We start from the raw sequence: 15,002 nt of genomic DNA, 5'->3' as shown, positions 1-15,002 counted from the left end.
TGGGCGAGCGACCCCGTACGCCAGGGGCAGGCCGACGGGCGAACGCGTCCCGCGCCATGGGATCATGGTGGACCGACCGGACCGCGTCGGCGTCGCTGTTCTCTCGCCGTTCCCGTCCACTTTCGTCAAGCCCAGGCTCCGTCTGCCCGAGGAGACACCCGTCCATGAGTGCGCCCCCCATGCCCAGACGCACGGCCTACGCCGTGCTCGCCGGGCTGGCGGCTGTGGTGGTCCTCGTCTCGACCGCGATATTCGTCGGAGTCGGCAACAGCGACGGAAACATCGACGCCGCCACCCCCAACCCCCGCAGCTCCGCCGCCCCGGCCTCGGCCGGCTCCTGGGTGGGCACCTGGTCCACCTCCCCCGCGGCGGCCGAGCCGAACACCCTGCGGGGCTACGCCGGCATGTCGATACGGAACGTCGTCCACACCAGTGTCGGCGGCAGCCAGGCGCGCATCCAGCTGTCCAACCTCTACAGCGCCCGCCCGCTGACGATCACGCACGCCTCGCTGGCCCTGGCGGCCGCCCCCAGCAACCCCACCGCCACCGCGGGCACCATGCGCCGACTCACCTTCGGCGAGCAGTCCTGGGTGACCATCCCGGCCGGCCAGTCCGTCACCAGCGACCCGGTGCGGCTGGACATCCCGGCCGACGCCGACCTGCTGGTGACCACCTACGCCCCGCGCGCGTCCGGCTCGGTGACCTACCACCCGCACGCCCGCCAGACCTCCTACCTGGCCCGCGGCGACCGTACGGAGGACACCGTCGGCGTGGCCTACACCGAGCAGAGCCCCTACTGGCGCTATCTGACGGCCGTGGACGTGTGGAGCACGGAGGCGCAGGGCGCCGTCGCCGTCCTCGGCGACTCCATCACCGACGGCATCACCTCCACCGCCGGGGCCAACCACCGCTGGACCGACTTCCTCGCCGAGCGGCTGCGCACCGAGTCCGGAGCGCCCCGCTACAGCGTGCTCAACTCGGGGATCAGCGGCAACCGCGTGCTGTCCGACGGCACGCAGGTCCCGCCGAACAACCCCAGCGCCCTGTCCCGCTTCCGGCGCGACGTGCTCTCCCGTACGGGCGTCAGGGCCGTCGTGATCGAGCTGGGCGTCAACGACATACTGCGCACCCCGCACGAGACGGACCCGGACACGATCGTCGCCGGGCTGCGGCGGCTGACCGAGCAGGCGCACGCCCGCGGGCTGCGCGTCATCGGCGCCACCCTCGCGCCCTTCTACGGCCACCGCGGCTACACCCCGCAGCTGGACGCCGTGCGCCAGCAGGTCAACGCGCAGATCCGGTCCGGCCGGGTCTTCGACGACGTGGTCGACTTCGACAAGGCGCTGCGCGACCCGATCTTCCCGCTGCGGCTGCGCCCGTCGTACGACTCGGGCGACCACCTCCACCCCAGCGACGACGGCTACCGGGCGATGGCGCGGGCGCTGGACCCGCAGGACCTGAAGGGCGGCGTGGCCGCCGCCCTCTAGACCGTGTCGGTCAGGCCCCGCCGCTCAGTCCCCGCCGCTCAGTCCTCGCCGCCCTCGAGCCGGAGCCGCTTGCGCTCCTCCTTGAGGCGCTTGCGCTCCTCCCTGCGCAGCTTGCGCTCGACGGCCACGCCCCCGAACAGCGCGAGCCCGGTGACGGTCACCCGCGGCGAGTCCGGTGCGCCGTCACCGGCCCCGCTGTGGTCGAAGGCGCCCATGATGCCGACGCCGCTGACATGCACATCCAGGTCCGGCGGTGCCGTGATCTGGAGCCCGCCCATGATCGCGAAGCAGCGGATCACCGTGTCGCGATCCTCGAAGCGGGCCTCGCGCAGATCGATCTCCCCGCCGCCCCAGAAGACGAAGGAAGTGAAGCGGCGCGCCACGGTCCAGGCGCCCTTGCGCTGGAAACCGCTCATGATGGCGATCCCGGTCCGGGAGGTCGGCGGAGAGCCGATCCGCTCCGCCCAGCCGCCCTCGGCCGCGGGCGCGAGGTCGGCGGCGGGGCGGCCGGGCACCGGGAGGTCCCGTACGAGCGGTTCGAGCTCCCCGTGGGTCCGGGCCCGGTACGCCGCGTCCAGCCGCTCGTCGAACTCCTCCATGGTGAGGCGTCCTTCGGCGACGGCTTCCCGGAGCACCTCGGCGATCCGCTCGCGCTCGGCGTCCGAGGCCCGCATCTCCAGCCCGGCCTGAGGTTGGGGTGTCATGTCCCCCGAGGATGCACCGCTCGTCATATGGACAGACTAGTGGCGCGGGGCCAACAGGCCACGTCCAACGGACCGGGTCCTTCAGACCGGGTCGGCCGCCCGCCGCGCCGGCTCCCCCTCCGTATCGCCCGCCGTCCCGCCCTCCCCTGCCTCCGCCCCGCGCCCCGCCGGATACAGCATCTTGGCGATCACGTCCTCGATGTCCGGCTCCCGCACCGACAAATCGACCAGCGGATATCCCTCCGCCACCGCCGCCACGATCGGCGCCGCGCTGCTCCCGGCCGGGAACGCCAGCCACTGCCGGGGCCCCTCCACCTTCACCGTCCGCGAGCCGGGCACCTCGATCGGCGGCAGCTCCCGCTCCAGGTCGACCACCAGCGTCCGCTCGCTCTCGCCCACCGCGTGCAGCCCGTCGAGCCCGCCGTCGTACACCAGCCGCCCGTGGTCGATGACCATCACCCGCCGACACAACTGCTCGATATCGGTGAGGTCATGAGTGGTCAGCAGCACGGTGGTGCCCTGCTCGGCGTTCACCTCGCGCAGAAACTCCCGCACCTTCGCCTTGCTGACCACATCCAGCCCGATCGTCGGCTCGTCGAGGTAGAGCACCTCGGGGTCGTGCAGCAGGGCGGCCGCGATGTCGCCGCGCATCCGCTGGCCGAGGGAGAGCTGACGGACCGGCACGTCCAGGAGCTCGCCGAGTTCGAGGAGTTCGACGCAACGGTCGAGGTTCTCCCGGTACCGGGCGTCAGGGATCCGGTACATCCGCCGCACCAGCGCGTACGAGTCGCGCAGCGGCAGGTCCCACCACAGCGTCGTACGCTGCCCGAAGACCACCCCGATACGGCGCGCCAGCCGGGTCCGCTCGCGCGAGGGGTCGATCCCGGCCACCCGCAGCCGGCCGCCGCTGGGCACCAGGATCCCGGTGAGCATCTTGATCGTGGTGGACTTCCCGGCGCCGTTGGGCCCGATGTAGCCGACCATCTCCCCGCGCGCCACCCGGAAGCTGAGGCCGTCGACGGCGCGCACCTCGCGCCGCTCGCGGCGCAGCAGCCCGGCCCGGCGCCGCACCTGGAAGACCTTCTCGACCCCGTCGAGCTCGATGAAGTCGTCGGTGAAATCGTCGGTGGAATCGTTCGTCCCGGCCATCCCGGCTCCTCTCACTCTCCTCTCCCTCTTCTCATCCCTCACCCGTCAGCTGCCCGTGCTCCGATACGACCGCAGCCCCGCCCGCCAGGCCAGCCCGGCCAGCGCGCAGCAGCCCAGCGCGACCAGCGGGGCGCCGAAGCCGATCCAGCCGGGCAGGCCCAGCGGGTTCTCCCGGCGCAGGATGTGGAGCGCGGGCAGCCAGTTGACGAAGGCCAGCGGGATGACGAAGGTGACGCCGCGCAGCAGGTCCTTCGCGAACACCGTCGGCGGGTACTGGAGCAGCGTGTTGCCGCCGTAGGTGAAGGAGTTCTGCACCTCGGAGGCGTCGTTGGCCCAGAACTGGAAGGCCCCGCCGGCCACGAACACCGCCCCGAAGATCGCGCCCCCGCTCAGCAGCATCACCGGCACCAGCAGCACCCGGTCGGCCGTCCAGTCGATGTCCAGCCGGACCAGCGACCAGATGAGCAGCAGCAGCCCCTGGGTGATCCGGCCCAGCCTGCGCAGCGCGAACCGGTCGGCGGCGGCCTGCGCGAGGATCGGCACCGGCCGCACCAGCAGGGTGTCCATCGTCCCGTCGCGGACCCGGCGGCCGATCCGGTCCATGCTGCCCAGGGTCAGATCGGTGAGGCCGAAGGCGGTGCTGGTGGTGCCGTAGAGGAAGGCCACCTCGGGCAGGGAGAAGCCGCCGAGCGTGCCGACGTGCGAGAACATCAGCACGATGACGACGAAGTCGAGCCCGGTCGCCAGGAAGTTCCCGAGCGTCATGATCAGGAACGAGGTGCGGTACGCCATCGTGGAGCGCACCCACATCCCGATGATCAGCAGGTAGGCGCGCAGCCCGTAGTAAGCGCGGGAACGAAGGGGCTCGCGGGAACGAAGGGGCTCGCGGGAACGAAGCGGCTCGCGGGAACGAAGCGGCTCCGGGGAGCGAAGGGTCTCCGGGGAACCAAGCGGCTCAGCCACCCTGGACCACCACCTTCCGGGTGGCGACCGACTGAAGCGCCCGCCCCGCCGCGAACAGCACGACCGCCCACCCCGCCTGGAAGGCGAACGCCCGCACGAGCCCGGCCCCGCGGTGCTCCTCCAGAAAGACATCCGCGGGCACCTGGAGCATCGCCGCCCACGGCAGCGCCCGGGCCGCCTCGCCCAGCTGCCCCGGGAAGACGTTCAGCGGAAGGATCATCCCGGAGAAGAACAGACACAGCAGTCCGCTCATCATCGAGATCCCCGTGCTGTCGAGCAGCCAGAAGGCGGTGAGCGCGACCAGATAGTGCATCGCGAAGCCGACGCACACCGCGAGGGCGACCGACAGCAGAAACCAGACCCAGGTCAGCGCCGAGCCGGGCAGCGTCAGCTCGAAGAACAGCGAGCCGAACACCATGGGCAGGATCCCGCGCCCCAGCAGCTGGAACGCGGCCCGGCCGAGATCCCCGGCCAGCCACCACAGCTGGAGATCCACCGGCCGGTAGAGATCGACGGCGATGTCGCCGGAGCGGATCCGCTCCTGGAGCTCGTCCTGGAAGCCCCCGCCCATCAGCGCCACGGTCGCCAGCAGCGCCTGGCCCAGCCAGACGAACGTCAGCGCCTGGGAGAGGTCATAGCCGCCCAGGTGCGGCCGCTGGTCCCACAGGGCCGTATAGGTGTAGGCGACGATGAAACCGAAGACCGTATTGGTGAAAACCCCGGCCGCGGTGGCGACCCGATAGGTCGCATAGCGCCGGAAGCCGGTCACCGCGACGGCCGCGTACAGCCGCATAGGGCCGCCCGCCTCCTTCCCACCCATTCCCGCCCGGCCTTCCCGCCCATTCCCGCTTGACACCAAAGCCCAGGAGCCTAGCCGCGCGGCCGGGGAGAGAGCCAGGCATTATTCACCCGGTCGGAGCACGGAACACCACCCGGATGGCGGGCGCAACATCATCCATTCCGCCGGTCACAGAGCCGTCACAGGTGTTAGCCACGGCCCCGGTCCGGAACGGATGATGCGACAGTGTTTTACGGGGCGTACCAGGCCAATCGCCCGACCGTGCACGATTCCGCCGCGGCGCAACCCTCGACGGCGGCCGAGGAGTCTCAAAGGACATGAGCGACGAGCCCCAACTGATCGACGGCGGCATGGGCGGCCCGGACGTCACCAGCCCCCATGGCGTGGGCGACCCCAGGTCCGCGCGCCCCAAGGGCAGAAAGGGCCGTCCCAAGCGCACCGGCTGGCGCCGGGCGCTCCCCACCTGGCGGATGGTGGTCAGCGGCCTCCTGGTGATCGTGTTCCTCGTCGCGGGCGGGCTCGTCACCGGCTATCTGCTCGTCGACATCCCCGCGGCCAAGGACATCGCCATCGCCCAGAGCAATGTCTTCCTCTACTCCGACGGCACCCCGCTCGCCCGCGAGGGCAAGATCAACCGGGAGAACGTACCGCTCAGCCAGGTGCCCAAGGCCACCCAGCACGCGGTGCTCGCCGCCGAGGACCGGGACTTCTACGCCGAGTCGGCGATCAACCCCGAGGCGATGCTCCGGGCCGCCTGGAACACCGCCACCGGCAAGGGCAAGCAGTCCGGCTCCACCATCACCCAGCAGTACGTGAAGAACTACTACCTGGACCAGGAGCAGACCGTCTCCCGCAAGGTGAAGGAGTTCTTCATCTCGATCAAGCTGGACCGGGAGGTGAGCAAGGACGACATCCTCGAGGGCTATCTCAACACCAGCTACTTCGGGCGCAACGCCTACGGCATCCAGGCCGCCGCCCAGGCCTACTACGGCAAGGACGCCAAGGACCTGGACCTCGGCCAGGGCGCGTACCTCGCGACCCTGCTCAACGCCCCCAACGCCTACGACGTGGTCACCCACCCGCAGAACAAGGACCGGGCGCTGGCCCGCTGGAACTACGTCCTGGACGGCATGGTCAAGAAGGACTGGCTGACCAAGGCCGCCCGCGACAGGATGACCTTCCCGGCCCCCGGCAAGGTCACCGCCCAGTCGGGCATGTCGGGGCAGCGCGGATATCTGGTCGAGGCCGTCGAGGCGTACCTCACCGAGAACGGCGTCATCGACGAGCAGACCCTGGCCCGCGGCGGCTACCGGATCACCACCACCATCGACCGGAAGAAGCAGAACGCCTTCGTCAAGGCGGTGCGCGAGAAGCTGATGAGCAAGCTCAGCGACTCCCGGAAGGTCGACTCGTACGTCCGCGCGGGCGGCGCCTCGATCGACCCGAAGACCGGCCAGGTGGTCGCCCTCTACGGCGGCATCGACTACACCAAGCAGTTCGTCAACAACGCGACGCGCACCGACTACCAGGTCGGATCCACCTTCAAGCCGCTCGTGCTCGCCTCCGCGCTCCAGAACGGCTCCACCACGCAGGCCGGGGAGCAGATCACCCCCTACACGATCTACGACGGCACCAACAAGCGCGAGGTCGTCGGGCCCGACGGGCCCACCGGCTACAGCCCGGCCAACGAGGACGACGTCGACTACGGCGACATCGACGTCACCACGGCCACCGACAACTCCGTGAACTCCGTCTACGCCCAGATGGCGCAGGACGTCGGCCCGGCCAAGGTCAAGCAGACCGCCATCGCCCTCGGCGTCCCCAAGGACACCCCCGATCTGACCGCCTCCCCCTCCATCGCGCTCGGCCCCGCCACGGCCAGCGTGCTGGACATGACCGAGGCGTACGCGACCCTCGCCAACCACGGCGTCCACACCCCGTACAGCCTGGTCTCGAAGATCACCAAGGACGGCCAGCAGCTCGAACTCCCGTCGCACAAGACCGACAAGGCCATCACGCGCGCCGCCGCCGACTCCACCACCACGGTCCTCCAGAGCGTGGTGGACGGCGGCACCGCCACCGCGGCCCAGGCCGCCGGGCACCCCGCCGCGGGCAAGACCGGCACCGCGGAGGACGACAAGGCGGCCTGGTTCGCGGGGTACACCCCGGACCTGGCGACGGTCGTGGCCGTGATGGGCCAGGACTCCGCCACCGGCACACAGAAGTCGCTGTACGGGGCGACCGGCCTGGCCCGCATCAACGGCGGCGGCTACCCCACGGAGATCTGGTCCGCGTACACCGCCGCCGCGCTCCACGGGCGCACCCCGGCCGAGTTCGACCTGCGCCCCGAGGGCGGCACCGACGCCGACACCCTGCCGCTCCCCCCGGCCACCACCGATCCGGCCGTCACCACCCCGCCGGTCACCAGCGCCCCGCCGTCCACACTCCCGGCCGACCCGACCGCCGACCCGTCCCTGCCGACCCTCACCCCGCCGGCGAACCCGACCACCCAGCCGACCTACACCCCGCCGACGGGCCTCCCGGGGACGGCGGATCCCCCGACGGCCGATCCGGGCGGCCCCGGCGGCCCGGTCGACCCCGGGCTCCCGGAGGCGGGCGGCTGAGGCGGGCGGCTGAGGCGGGCCGGGAAAACACGGAGGGTGGTGACCGAGGTCACCACCCTCCGTGTTTCGCGCATACGACTCTCAGAGATACAGCCCCGTGGAGTCCTCGGACCCCTCCAGCCGCTCGGCCGCGACCGCGTGCAGATCGCGCTCCCGCATCAGGACGTACGCCACGCCGCGGACCTCGACCTCGGCCCGGTCCTCCGGGTCGTAGAGCACCCGGTCGCCCGGCTCCACGGTCCGTACGCTCTGCCCGACCGCGACCACCCCGGCCCAGGCCAGCCGCCTGCCGACCGCCGCGGTCGCCGGAATGACGATGCCGCCGGTCGAGCGCCGCTCGCCCTCCGGGATGTCGGTTCGGACCAGCACCCGGTCGTGCAGCATCCGGATGGGCAGCTTGTCATGGGACGTGTTCGTACTCACGCCCCTGACCGTACCTGGCCCGGCGGCACACCGGAGGCACAGGACGGGCAAAGCCTCGCCCACCGCCCCCGGGCCGCCCTTCGGCCGCCCGCTGCGCTACGAACGGCGACGCCGCGATGACATCGCGTACAGCCCGGCGAGCCCCACCACCACGAGCGCCACCGGAATGATCCGCTCCAGCCGCGGCGCCCCCTCCTCGGAGACGAACTGCGCGCGCACGCCGCTGACCGCGCGGTTCACGGAGACATAGGCCCGCCCCGCCGTCCGGTCCACGGCCGACATCGCCTTCGCCTTCGCGTCCCCGACGATGGTCTTGGGGTGCACCCGCTCCCCGATCTCGTCGAGCGTCGCGGCGAGCTGCTGCCGCCTGCGGGCGATGTCCGCCTCGATCTGCGCAGGGGTCCTGGCCTCCGACACCGCGCTGCCTCCGTCAATCTCGATGATCCGGTGATGGACAGTCTGTCAGCTCCCCCCGGCCCGCGCCCCACAGCACCCCCGATCGGCGAGCTGACTAATGTCGGGTGGGTACACACCCGCGCCCCGCGCACGTGCCACGAGGAGACCCCACCATGAGCGAGCGCCTACAGCCCGGCGACACCGCCCCCGCCTTCACCCTCCCCGACGCGGACGGCAACCCTGTCTCGCTCGCCGACTACGCCGGCCGCAAGGTGATCGTCTACTTCTACCCGGCCGCCCTCACCCCCGGCTGCACCAAGCAGGCCTGCGACTTCACCGACAACCTCGACCTCCTCGCCCAGCACGGCTACGACGTCGTCGGCATCTCCCCGGACAAGCCCGAGAAGCTGGCGAAGTTCCGCGACAAGGAGAACCTCAAGGTCACCCTCGTCGGCGACCCCGACAAGGAGATCCTCCAGGCGTACGGCGCCTTCGGCGAGAAGAAGATGTACGGCAAGACCGTCACCGGCGTGATCCGCTCCACGGTCGTCGTCGACGAGCAGGGCAAGGTCGAGCGGGCCCTGTACAACGTCCGCGCCACGGGCCACGTCGCCAAGATCATCAAGGACCTGGGCCTCTGACCCGCTCCTGCCCCGGCGCCGCGGGGATCACCACCCCGTGGCGCCGTCAATCCGCTCGCGCAGCAGATCCGCGTGGCCGTTGTGGCGCGCGTACTCGGCGATCATGTCCACCATGATCCGCCGCAGCGCGATCGGCTCCCCGGTCCGCTTCCGGATCCCTGTCACATCCAGCGACTCCGCGGCGGCCACGATCTCCCGCGAACGCTCGCACTCCGCCCGCCACACCGCGAACGCCTCCGCGGGGTCGCCCTCGAGGGCCTCGAAGTCCTGGTCGGGGTCGTCGTCCGAGTAATACAACAGCGGAACGTCCTCACCGGCGAACTGAATACGGAACCACCAGCGCTCCACCCCCGCCAAGTGCCGCACCAACCCATGCAGGGACATCCCCGACGGCGCCACCCCCCGTTCCGAAAGCCGCCCCGGCTCCACCCCCGCGCACTTCGACTCGAACGTCGCCCGCTGCCACTCCAGCACCCCGCCCAACACCTCCCGCTCCCCACCCACCGCGGGCGGGTCGACCCTCGCGCTCTCCTGGCCCCACCTCGGCGCGAAGTGCTGGGGCACGGCTGATCCGCTCATCGTCCGCCTCCTTCATCGAGTGGGCGGGAGTCTGGCAGGTGCCACTGACAGTGAGGCGTGTCCCGATGCGTCAGGCGAAATGCGTGACCCCTGAGCGACCGATTCGTTACTCAGTGCGATGGTGAGACATGTGGTCGCACGGGGAGGGGAATCATGCGGATCGGACAGGCCATGCCTGACCCTTACGAACGGGAGCGGTTGGCCACCGCGGTCGCCGAGTCCAGCGGGTGGACCGACCTGATGCGCCGACTCGGCGTCACGGTCAGCGGCGGCCGACGACGTGTCCTTCAGTGCAGGGTGGCCGAGTACAGGCTCGATACCAGCCATTTCAAGAGGGGGAACTCATCGTGCAAGTTCTCCGATGAGGCGATAGCCCAGGCGGTTGCGTCATCGACCACCCTCCGCGAGGTCGCGGTCAAGCTCGGCGCCACACCGGCGACTGGCACGTTGTCGCACCTCAGGCGCCGGATCGCAGCTGCGGGAATCGATGTCGCCCACTTCCCCGGCCTCAACCGCCGACAACCCGAATTGCCGTTCACCGCTGAGGAACTCCGCGAAGCCGCCTCGTCAGCGCGGAGCATCCGGGGCGTGGCCCGCGCGCTCTACGCCCCGGATGACGGCCGATCACGCGCCGCCCTGGGGCGCATGCTCAAGGAATCAGGCATCGACACGAGTCACTTCCGAAACTCGCGCCTCGCGATCCCGGAGGGCTCTCTTCGGGAGGCGGTTCTCGGCGCCAGGAGCTTCGCCGAGGTCATGCGGCTGCTCGGGCTTCGGGTGGACTACACGAACCACCGACGGGTGCGGCAGCAAGCGGCTCAGCTAGGGATCGACACTTCCCACTTCACGCGGAAGACCTGGGGCACGGTCCCGGGCAAGAAGCCGAAGTCCGTGGCGGATGAAGTGCTTCAGCTGCTCCTGGAAGGGTCGCCGCGCGTGAACCGCCGCCGTCTGCATCAGGCGCTCCAAGAGGTCGGAGTCCCGTACTCCTGCGTGTCCTGCGGCAACGCCGGTGAGTGGCTGGGTAAGCCGATCACACTACAGATCGATCACGTCAATGGCGACTGACTGGACAACCGCCGCGAGAACCTGCGGTACCTGTGCCCGAACTGCCACGCCCTTACCGACACCTGGTGTCGGCGTGGGAAGAAGAGCACCACCACCTAGCGCTCACCCCGATACCGTCACAGTCACCAGGCCGGTAGCATGGCCTGGGACTGGCGGCCGTGGCGTAATTGGCAGCCGCGCGGCGTTTAGGTCGCCGTGGGAGAAATCCCGTGTGGGTTCGAGTCCCACCGGCCGCACCGCAGAAGGGGTGGCTCGCTGAACCGGCGAGCCACCCCTTCGACGTCGGTCACCCCATCAGATCCCGCACCAGCGGCGCGAGCGCCCGGAACGCCTTGCCCCGGTGGCTGATCGCGTTCTTCTCCTCGGGGGTCAGCTCGGCGCAGGTGCGGGTTTCGCCGTCGGGCTGGAGGATCGGGTCGTAGCCGAAGCCTCCGCCGCCGGTGGGTTCGCGGCGGAGGGTGCCGGGGAGGCGGCCGGTGACGACGCGTTCGGTGCCGTCGGGGAGGGCGAGGGCGGCGGCGCATTCGAAGTGGGCAGCACGGTGTTCGTCGGGGACGTCGCCGAGCTGGGCGAGCAGCAGGTCGAGGTTGGCCCGGTCGTCGCCGTGGCGGCCCGACCAGCGGGCAGAGAAGATGCCGGGGGCGCCGCCGAGGACGTCCACGCACAGCCCGGAGTCGTCGGCGACGGCGGGGTGGCCGGTGGCCCGGGCCAGGGCGTGGGCCTTGAGGAGGGCGTTCTCGGCGAAGGTCACCCCCGTCTCCTTGACGTCGGGGACCTCCGGATAGGCGTCGGCGCCCACGAGTTCGACGTCGAGGCCGACGTCATCCAGGATGGCGCGCAGCTCGATGATCTTGTACGTGTTGCGGGTGGCGAGGATCAGACGCTTCATGGCTGTCGATTATCGACGCTGTCGCGGCTGACGGTGCCGTCAGGGGGTACAGACCTTGGTCAGCTCGTCGGCCGCGTCCTTGATGGGGCTGAGGTCGGGGTCCTCGCCCTTGTCGATGGCGGTCTGGACGTTGTCCACGGCCTTCTGGAGGTGGTCGACGGCCTTGCCGACATCCGCGTCGCCGGTCTTGTCCTTGGCCTCGTCGATGTCCTTCTTGAGGGCGTCGAGGACGTGGTCGGCGTTCTGCGGGTCGGTCACCGCGTCCTGGAGGTTGTCCACGCCGGTCGTTATGTCGACGGCGAGTTGCGCGCAGTCGATGGCCCTGTCGACCGCGCTGCACCCGACGGTGATCGGCAGGGCGAGGGCGACGGCGGCGAGAGCGGTGAACGCGGTCGTACGGCGGTAACGGCGGTTGCGGTCGAATCGGCCGAGGTGGTGGTGGCGCGGCGTCATGGACGGGTCCCCTCCCCTGGTGGCGGTGCGGGCGCACGCCGTCGCGTACGCCCGCATCGGAGTATCCGAGTGTTCGAGTATCCGTACCTGACTACACGCCACCGGCCGTCAGCAGGTTGCTTTTTGATGTTCCGCCGGCACCGGAATGGCGGGATTCACAGCTCGCCGGCGAGCGCCGCGCGCTGGATCCCGGCCAGTTCGCCGCAGCCCGCGACGGCCAGGTCGAGCAGCGCGTTCAGCTCCTCGCGCGCGAAGGGCTCGCCCTCGGCGGTGCCCTGGACCTCGACGAAGCGCCCGTCGCCCGTGCAGACGACGTTCATGTCGGTCTCGGCGCGCACGTCTTCCTCGTAGCACAGGTCGAGCAGCGGGATGGCGCCGACGATGCCGACGCTGACGGCCGAGACGGTGCCGGTCAGCGGCTGGCGGCCGGCCTTGATGAGCTTCTTGCCCTGGCCCCAGGCGATGGCGTCGGCGAGGGCCACATACGCGCCGGTGATGGCCGCGGTGCGGGTGCCGCCGTCGGCCTGGAGCACATCGCAGTCCAGGACGACGGTGTTCTCGCCGAGGGCCTTGAAGTCGATGACGGCGCGCAGGGAGCGGCCGATGAGGCGGGAGATCTCGTGCGTACGGCCGCCGATCTTGCCGCGGACGGACTCGCGGTCGCCGCGGGTGTTGGTGGCGCGCGGCAGCATGGCGTACTCGGCGGTGACCCAGCCCTCGCCGCCGCCCTTGCGCCAGCGCGGCACGCCCTCGGTGAAGCTGGCCGTGCACAGCACGCGGGTGCCGCCGAAGGAGACGAGGACGGAGCCCTCGGCGTGCTTGCTCCATCCGCGCTCGATGGTCACCGGGCGGAGCTGGTCGGGCGTGCGGCCGTCGATACGAGACATGGGGCGAGCCTATCGGCAACGCCGGGGGCGGTTCGGTTCGGTTCTACGGGGTTCAGGCCGATCGAGCCACTCACATGAGGTCTTCGATGTCTGCGGCGACGGGGTCCGCGTCGGTGCCGATGACGACCTGGATGGCGGTGCCCATCTTCACCACGCCGTGTGCGCCGGCGGCCTTGAGCAGGGCCTCGTCGACGAGGTCGGCGTCCTTGACCTCGGTGCGGAGCCGGGTGATGCAGCCCTCGACCTCGATGATGTTGTCGATACCGCCGAGCCCGGCGACGATCTTCTCAGCCTTGCTGGCCATGTCCACTCCTGTTGTCTCGGCTTGATCTTGGCTTGTCTCGGCCCTGGGGCGATACCGACGAGCGGGTTGTCATACGTTAACCATGTTTAGTCCCGCTTCGCTCGGCCATGTCCGGCAAAGCACCCCAGACCATCACCCTCCAGTGGTTCAGACCACACCGGAACGATAGATTCCGTTATCCCGCCCTTACGTGCTAGAACAGGTCTACACCACTGTGGTGTAGACCATATGCGGGCCGTCCCCCATCCCCTCGGGGATTCCTCCCAGCGGTAGCTGGGGCCCGCCTCACCAGGAGGAATCCCATGAGTTCGGCCACCGCTACGGCCGCGCCCGCGAAGAAGCGGGGCGCCGGTCTGTTCCAGGGACTTCAGAAGGTCGGCCGCAGCCTCCAGCTGCCCATCGCGGTCCTGCCCGCCGCCGGCATCATGGTGCGGCTCGGCCAGCCCGACGTCTTCGGCGCCGACGGCCTCGGCTGGAACAAGGTCGCCGCCGTGTTCAGCAACGCGGGCGGCGCGCTCACCGGCGCCCTGCCGCTGCTGTTCTGCGTGGGCGTGGCCATCGGGTTCGCCAGGAAGTCGGACGGCTCCACCGCGCTGGCCGCCGTGGTCGGCTTCCTGGTCTACAGCAAGGTCCTGGAGGCGTTCCCGGTCGCCGACGCGGTCATCCAGAAGGGCCAGGACATCCCGGCCAAGTACAACGACCCCGGCGTGCTCGGCGGCATCGTGATGGGGCTGCTGACCGCGGTGCTGTGGCAGCGCTTCCACCGCACCCGGCTGGTGGACTGGCTCGGCTTCTTCAACGGCCGCCGCCTGGTGCCGATCATCATGGCCTTCGTGGGGATCGCGGTGGGCGTGTTCTTCGGCCTGGTCTGGGAGCCGATCGGCGAGGGCATCGGCCACTTCGGCGAGTGGATGACGGGCCTGGGGTCCGCGGGCTCGGCGCTGTTCGGCGCGGTCAACCGCGCGCTGATCCCCATCGGCATGCACCAGTTCGTGAACACCGTGGCCTGGTTCCAGCTCGGCGACTTCACCAACGCGGCCGGCCAGGTCGTGCACGGCGACTACAACCGCTTCCTGGCGGGCGACCCGACCGCCGGAATGTTCATGTCCGGCTTCTTCCCGATCATGATGTTCGGCCTGCCGGCCGCCGCCCTGGCCATGGCCCACACCGCGCGCCCCGAGCGCCGCAAGGCCGTGCTGGGCATGATGGTCTCGCTGGCGCTGACCTCGTTCGTCACCGGGGTGACCGAGCCGATCGAGTTCTCGTTCATGTTCATCGCGCCGCTGCTGTATGTGATCCACGCGCTGCTGACCGCCGCGTCCATGGCGATCACCTGGGCCCTGGGCGTGCACGCGGGCTTCAACTTCTCCGCGGGCTTCATCGACTACGCGCTCAACTGGCCCCAGGCCACCAAACCATGGCTGATCATCCCGATCGGGCTGGCCTTCGCGGCGATCTACTACGTGATCTTCCGCTTCGCGATCGTCAAGTTCGACCTCCCCACCCCGGGCCGGGAGCCCGAGGAGGAGGTCGAGGACCTCACCAAGGCGTAGCCCGCGCCCCGTGCGCGCAATGAGGCCCCCGGAACCGACCGCGGTTCCGGGGGCCTCATGCGCGTACGGGGCCGCCGCCCGGG

At 70.4% G+C, this 15,002-nt stretch carries 15 protein-coding genes, 1 tRNA gene and 1 pseudogene; 6 read left to right on the top strand and 11 right to left on the bottom strand.

Translation table 11 applies throughout. The features are described 5' to 3' along the window. The first annotated feature begins 179 nt into the window (after positions 1 to 179). On the top strand, positions 180 to 1,487 hold the full coding sequence (locus ABTY62_RS39760) for an SGNH/GDSL hydrolase family protein (protein ID WP_352134250.1): 1,308 nt from the start codon (positions 180 to 182) through the stop codon (positions 1,485 to 1,487). 38 nt (positions 1,488 to 1,525) lie between these two features. Here ABTY62_RS39760 and ABTY62_RS39755 read toward each other — a convergent pair whose 3' ends face one another. The 4 genes from ABTY62_RS39755 to ABTY62_RS39740 all read right to left on the bottom strand — a co-directional run bounded on the left by ABTY62_RS39755 (position 1,526) and on the right by ABTY62_RS39740 (position 5,096). After that, positions 1,526 to 2,191: a DUF1707 SHOCT-like domain-containing protein gene (locus ABTY62_RS39755; protein WP_352134249.1), complete on the bottom strand. Its 666-nt coding sequence runs from the start codon at positions 2,189 to 2,191 to the stop codon at positions 1,526 to 1,528. Between the two features lie 81 nt (positions 2,192 to 2,272). Further along, positions 2,273 to 3,340: an ABC transporter ATP-binding protein gene (locus ABTY62_RS39750; RefSeq protein WP_352134248.1), complete on the bottom strand. Its 1,068-nt coding sequence runs from the start codon at positions 3,338 to 3,340 to the stop codon at positions 2,273 to 2,275. A gap of 45 nt (positions 3,341 to 3,385) precedes the next feature. Continuing rightward, positions 3,386 to 4,150: an ABC transporter permease gene (locus tag ABTY62_RS39745; protein ID WP_352134316.1), complete on the bottom strand. Its 765-nt coding sequence runs from the start codon at positions 4,148 to 4,150 to the stop codon at positions 3,386 to 3,388. Between the two features lie 145 nt (positions 4,151 to 4,295). Beyond that, positions 4,296 to 5,096 (bottom strand): ABC transporter permease, encoded by an 801-nt coding sequence (locus ABTY62_RS39740; protein WP_311727300.1) that lies wholly within the window; start codon positions 5,094 to 5,096, stop codon positions 4,296 to 4,298. A 323-nt stretch (positions 5,097 to 5,419) separates the two neighbouring features. Between ABTY62_RS39740 and ABTY62_RS39735 the strand changes: the two genes are divergently transcribed. Continuing rightward, a complete protein-coding gene (locus ABTY62_RS39735; RefSeq protein WP_352134247.1) occupies positions 5,420 to 7,726 on the top strand; it encodes a transglycosylase domain-containing protein in 2,307 nt (768 codons plus the stop codon). An 81-nt stretch (positions 7,727 to 7,807) separates the two neighbouring features. Here the strand turns inward: ABTY62_RS39735 and ABTY62_RS39730 are convergent, their stop codons facing one another. Both ABTY62_RS39730 and ABTY62_RS39725 read right to left on the bottom strand, forming a co-directional pair. Beyond that, the gene (locus tag ABTY62_RS39730; protein WP_352134315.1) at positions 7,808 to 8,110 is read right to left on the bottom strand and encodes a GroES family chaperonin; all 303 of its coding nucleotides are present in this window, start codon (positions 8,108 to 8,110) and stop codon (positions 7,808 to 7,810) included. A gap of 135 nt (positions 8,111 to 8,245) precedes the next feature. Continuing rightward, a complete protein-coding gene (locus ABTY62_RS39725; protein WP_352134246.1) occupies positions 8,246 to 8,566 on the bottom strand; it encodes a DUF3618 domain-containing protein in 321 nt (106 codons plus the stop codon). A 152-nt stretch (positions 8,567 to 8,718) separates the two neighbouring features. On the opposite strand from ABTY62_RS39725, the gene bcp reads away from it, so the two are divergent. Continuing rightward, complete coding sequence (gene bcp, locus ABTY62_RS39720) at positions 8,719 to 9,186, top strand: thioredoxin-dependent thiol peroxidase (protein ID WP_352134245.1); 468 nt, start codon at positions 8,719 to 8,721, stop codon at positions 9,184 to 9,186. Positions 9,187 to 9,213: 27 nt separating this feature from the next. Here the strand turns inward: bcp and ABTY62_RS39715 are convergent, their stop codons facing one another. Further along, entirely contained in the window at positions 9,214 to 9,765 is a 552-nt protein-coding gene (locus ABTY62_RS39715; protein ID WP_352134244.1) for a DinB family protein, read from the bottom strand. A gap of 153 nt (positions 9,766 to 9,918) precedes the next feature. Between ABTY62_RS39715 and ABTY62_RS39710 the strand changes: the two genes are divergently transcribed. Continuing rightward, positions 9,919 to 10,833, top strand: coding sequence for an HNH endonuclease (locus tag ABTY62_RS39710; RefSeq protein WP_352134243.1), 915 nt, complete (start codon positions 9,919 to 9,921; stop codon positions 10,831 to 10,833). Positions 10,834 to 10,985: 152 nt separating this feature from the next. After that, positions 10,986 to 11,069 (top strand) — tRNA-Leu (locus ABTY62_RS39705). A 50-nt stretch (positions 11,070 to 11,119) separates the two neighbouring features. Here the strand turns inward: ABTY62_RS39705 and rdgB are convergent. The 4 genes and pseudogenes from rdgB to ABTY62_RS39685 all read right to left on the bottom strand — a co-directional run. Beyond that, a complete protein-coding gene (rdgB, locus tag ABTY62_RS39700) occupies positions 11,120 to 11,722 on the bottom strand; it encodes an RdgB/HAM1 family non-canonical purine NTP pyrophosphatase (protein WP_352134242.1) in 603 nt (200 codons plus the stop codon). A 39-nt stretch (positions 11,723 to 11,761) separates the two neighbouring features. After that, positions 11,762 to 12,175: a hypothetical protein gene (locus tag ABTY62_RS39695; RefSeq protein ID WP_352134241.1), complete on the bottom strand. Its 414-nt coding sequence runs from the start codon at positions 12,173 to 12,175 to the stop codon at positions 11,762 to 11,764. Positions 12,176 to 12,330: 155 nt separating this feature from the next. Further along, entirely contained in the window at positions 12,331 to 13,062 is a 732-nt protein-coding gene (gene rph, locus ABTY62_RS39690; RefSeq protein ID WP_311727308.1) for a ribonuclease PH, read from the bottom strand. A 70-nt stretch (positions 13,063 to 13,132) separates the two neighbouring features. Next, a pseudogene (locus ABTY62_RS39685) lies at positions 13,133 to 13,390 on the bottom strand (PTS sugar transporter subunit IIB); the annotation flags it as partial. A 278-nt stretch (positions 13,391 to 13,668) separates the two neighbouring features. On the opposite strand from ABTY62_RS39685, the gene ABTY62_RS39680 reads away from it, so the two are divergent. Further along, positions 13,669 to 14,919: a PTS transporter subunit EIIC gene (locus tag ABTY62_RS39680; RefSeq protein ID WP_352134240.1), complete on the top strand. Its 1,251-nt coding sequence runs from the start codon at positions 13,669 to 13,671 to the stop codon at positions 14,917 to 14,919. Positions 14,920 to 15,002 lie beyond the last annotated feature (83 nt).

It is taken from the genome of Streptomyces sp. NPDC097640 (assembly GCF_040302705.1).
GTDB lineage: Bacteria > Actinomycetota > Actinomycetes > Streptomycetales > Streptomycetaceae > Streptomyces.
This window is presented reverse-complemented; position numbering and strand designations above follow the sequence as displayed.

Bases quoted from the DNA above. Each gene is read 5' to 3' on its own strand.
- ABTY62_RS39735 (WP_352134247.1), top strand. From the start codon at position 5,420: ATGAGCGACGAGCCCCAACTGATCGACGGCGGCATGGGCGGCCCGGAC.
- bcp (WP_352134245.1), top strand. From the start codon at position 8,719: ATGAGCGAGCGCCTACAGCCCGGCGACACCGCCCCCGCCTTCACCCTC.
- ABTY62_RS39760 (WP_352134250.1), top strand. From the start codon at position 180: ATGCCCAGACGCACGGCCTACGCCGTGCTCGCCGGGCTGGCGGCTGTG.
- ABTY62_RS39715 (WP_352134244.1), bottom strand. From the start codon at position 9,765: ATGAGCGGATCAGCCGTGCCCCAGCACTTCGCGCCGAGGTGGGGCCAG.
- ABTY62_RS39730 (WP_352134315.1), bottom strand. From the start codon at position 8,110: ATGCTGCACGACCGGGTGCTGGTCCGAACCGACATCCCGGAGGGCGAG.
- rdgB (WP_352134242.1), bottom strand. From the start codon at position 11,722: ATGAAGCGTCTGATCCTCGCCACCCGCAACACGTACAAGATCATCGAG.
- ABTY62_RS39745 (WP_352134316.1), bottom strand. From the start codon at position 4,150: ATGTGGGTGCGCTCCACGATGGCGTACCGCACCTCGTTCCTGATCATG.
- ABTY62_RS39680 (WP_352134240.1), top strand. From the start codon at position 13,669: ATGAGTTCGGCCACCGCTACGGCCGCGCCCGCGAAGAAGCGGGGCGCC.
- ABTY62_RS39740 (WP_311727300.1), bottom strand. From the start codon at position 5,096: ATGCGGCTGTACGCGGCCGTCGCGGTGACCGGCTTCCGGCGCTATGCG.
- ABTY62_RS39710 (WP_352134243.1), top strand. From the start codon at position 9,919: ATGCGGATCGGACAGGCCATGCCTGACCCTTACGAACGGGAGCGGTTG.
- ABTY62_RS39755 (WP_352134249.1), bottom strand. From the start codon at position 2,191: ATGACACCCCAACCTCAGGCCGGGCTGGAGATGCGGGCCTCGGACGCC.
- ABTY62_RS39750 (WP_352134248.1), bottom strand. From the start codon at position 3,340: ATGGCCGGGACGAACGATTCCACCGACGATTTCACCGACGACTTCATC.
- rph (WP_311727308.1), bottom strand. From the start codon at position 13,062: ATGTCTCGTATCGACGGCCGCACGCCCGACCAGCTCCGCCCGGTGACC.
- ABTY62_RS39695 (WP_352134241.1), bottom strand. From the start codon at position 12,175: ATGACGCCGCGCCACCACCACCTCGGCCGATTCGACCGCAACCGCCGT.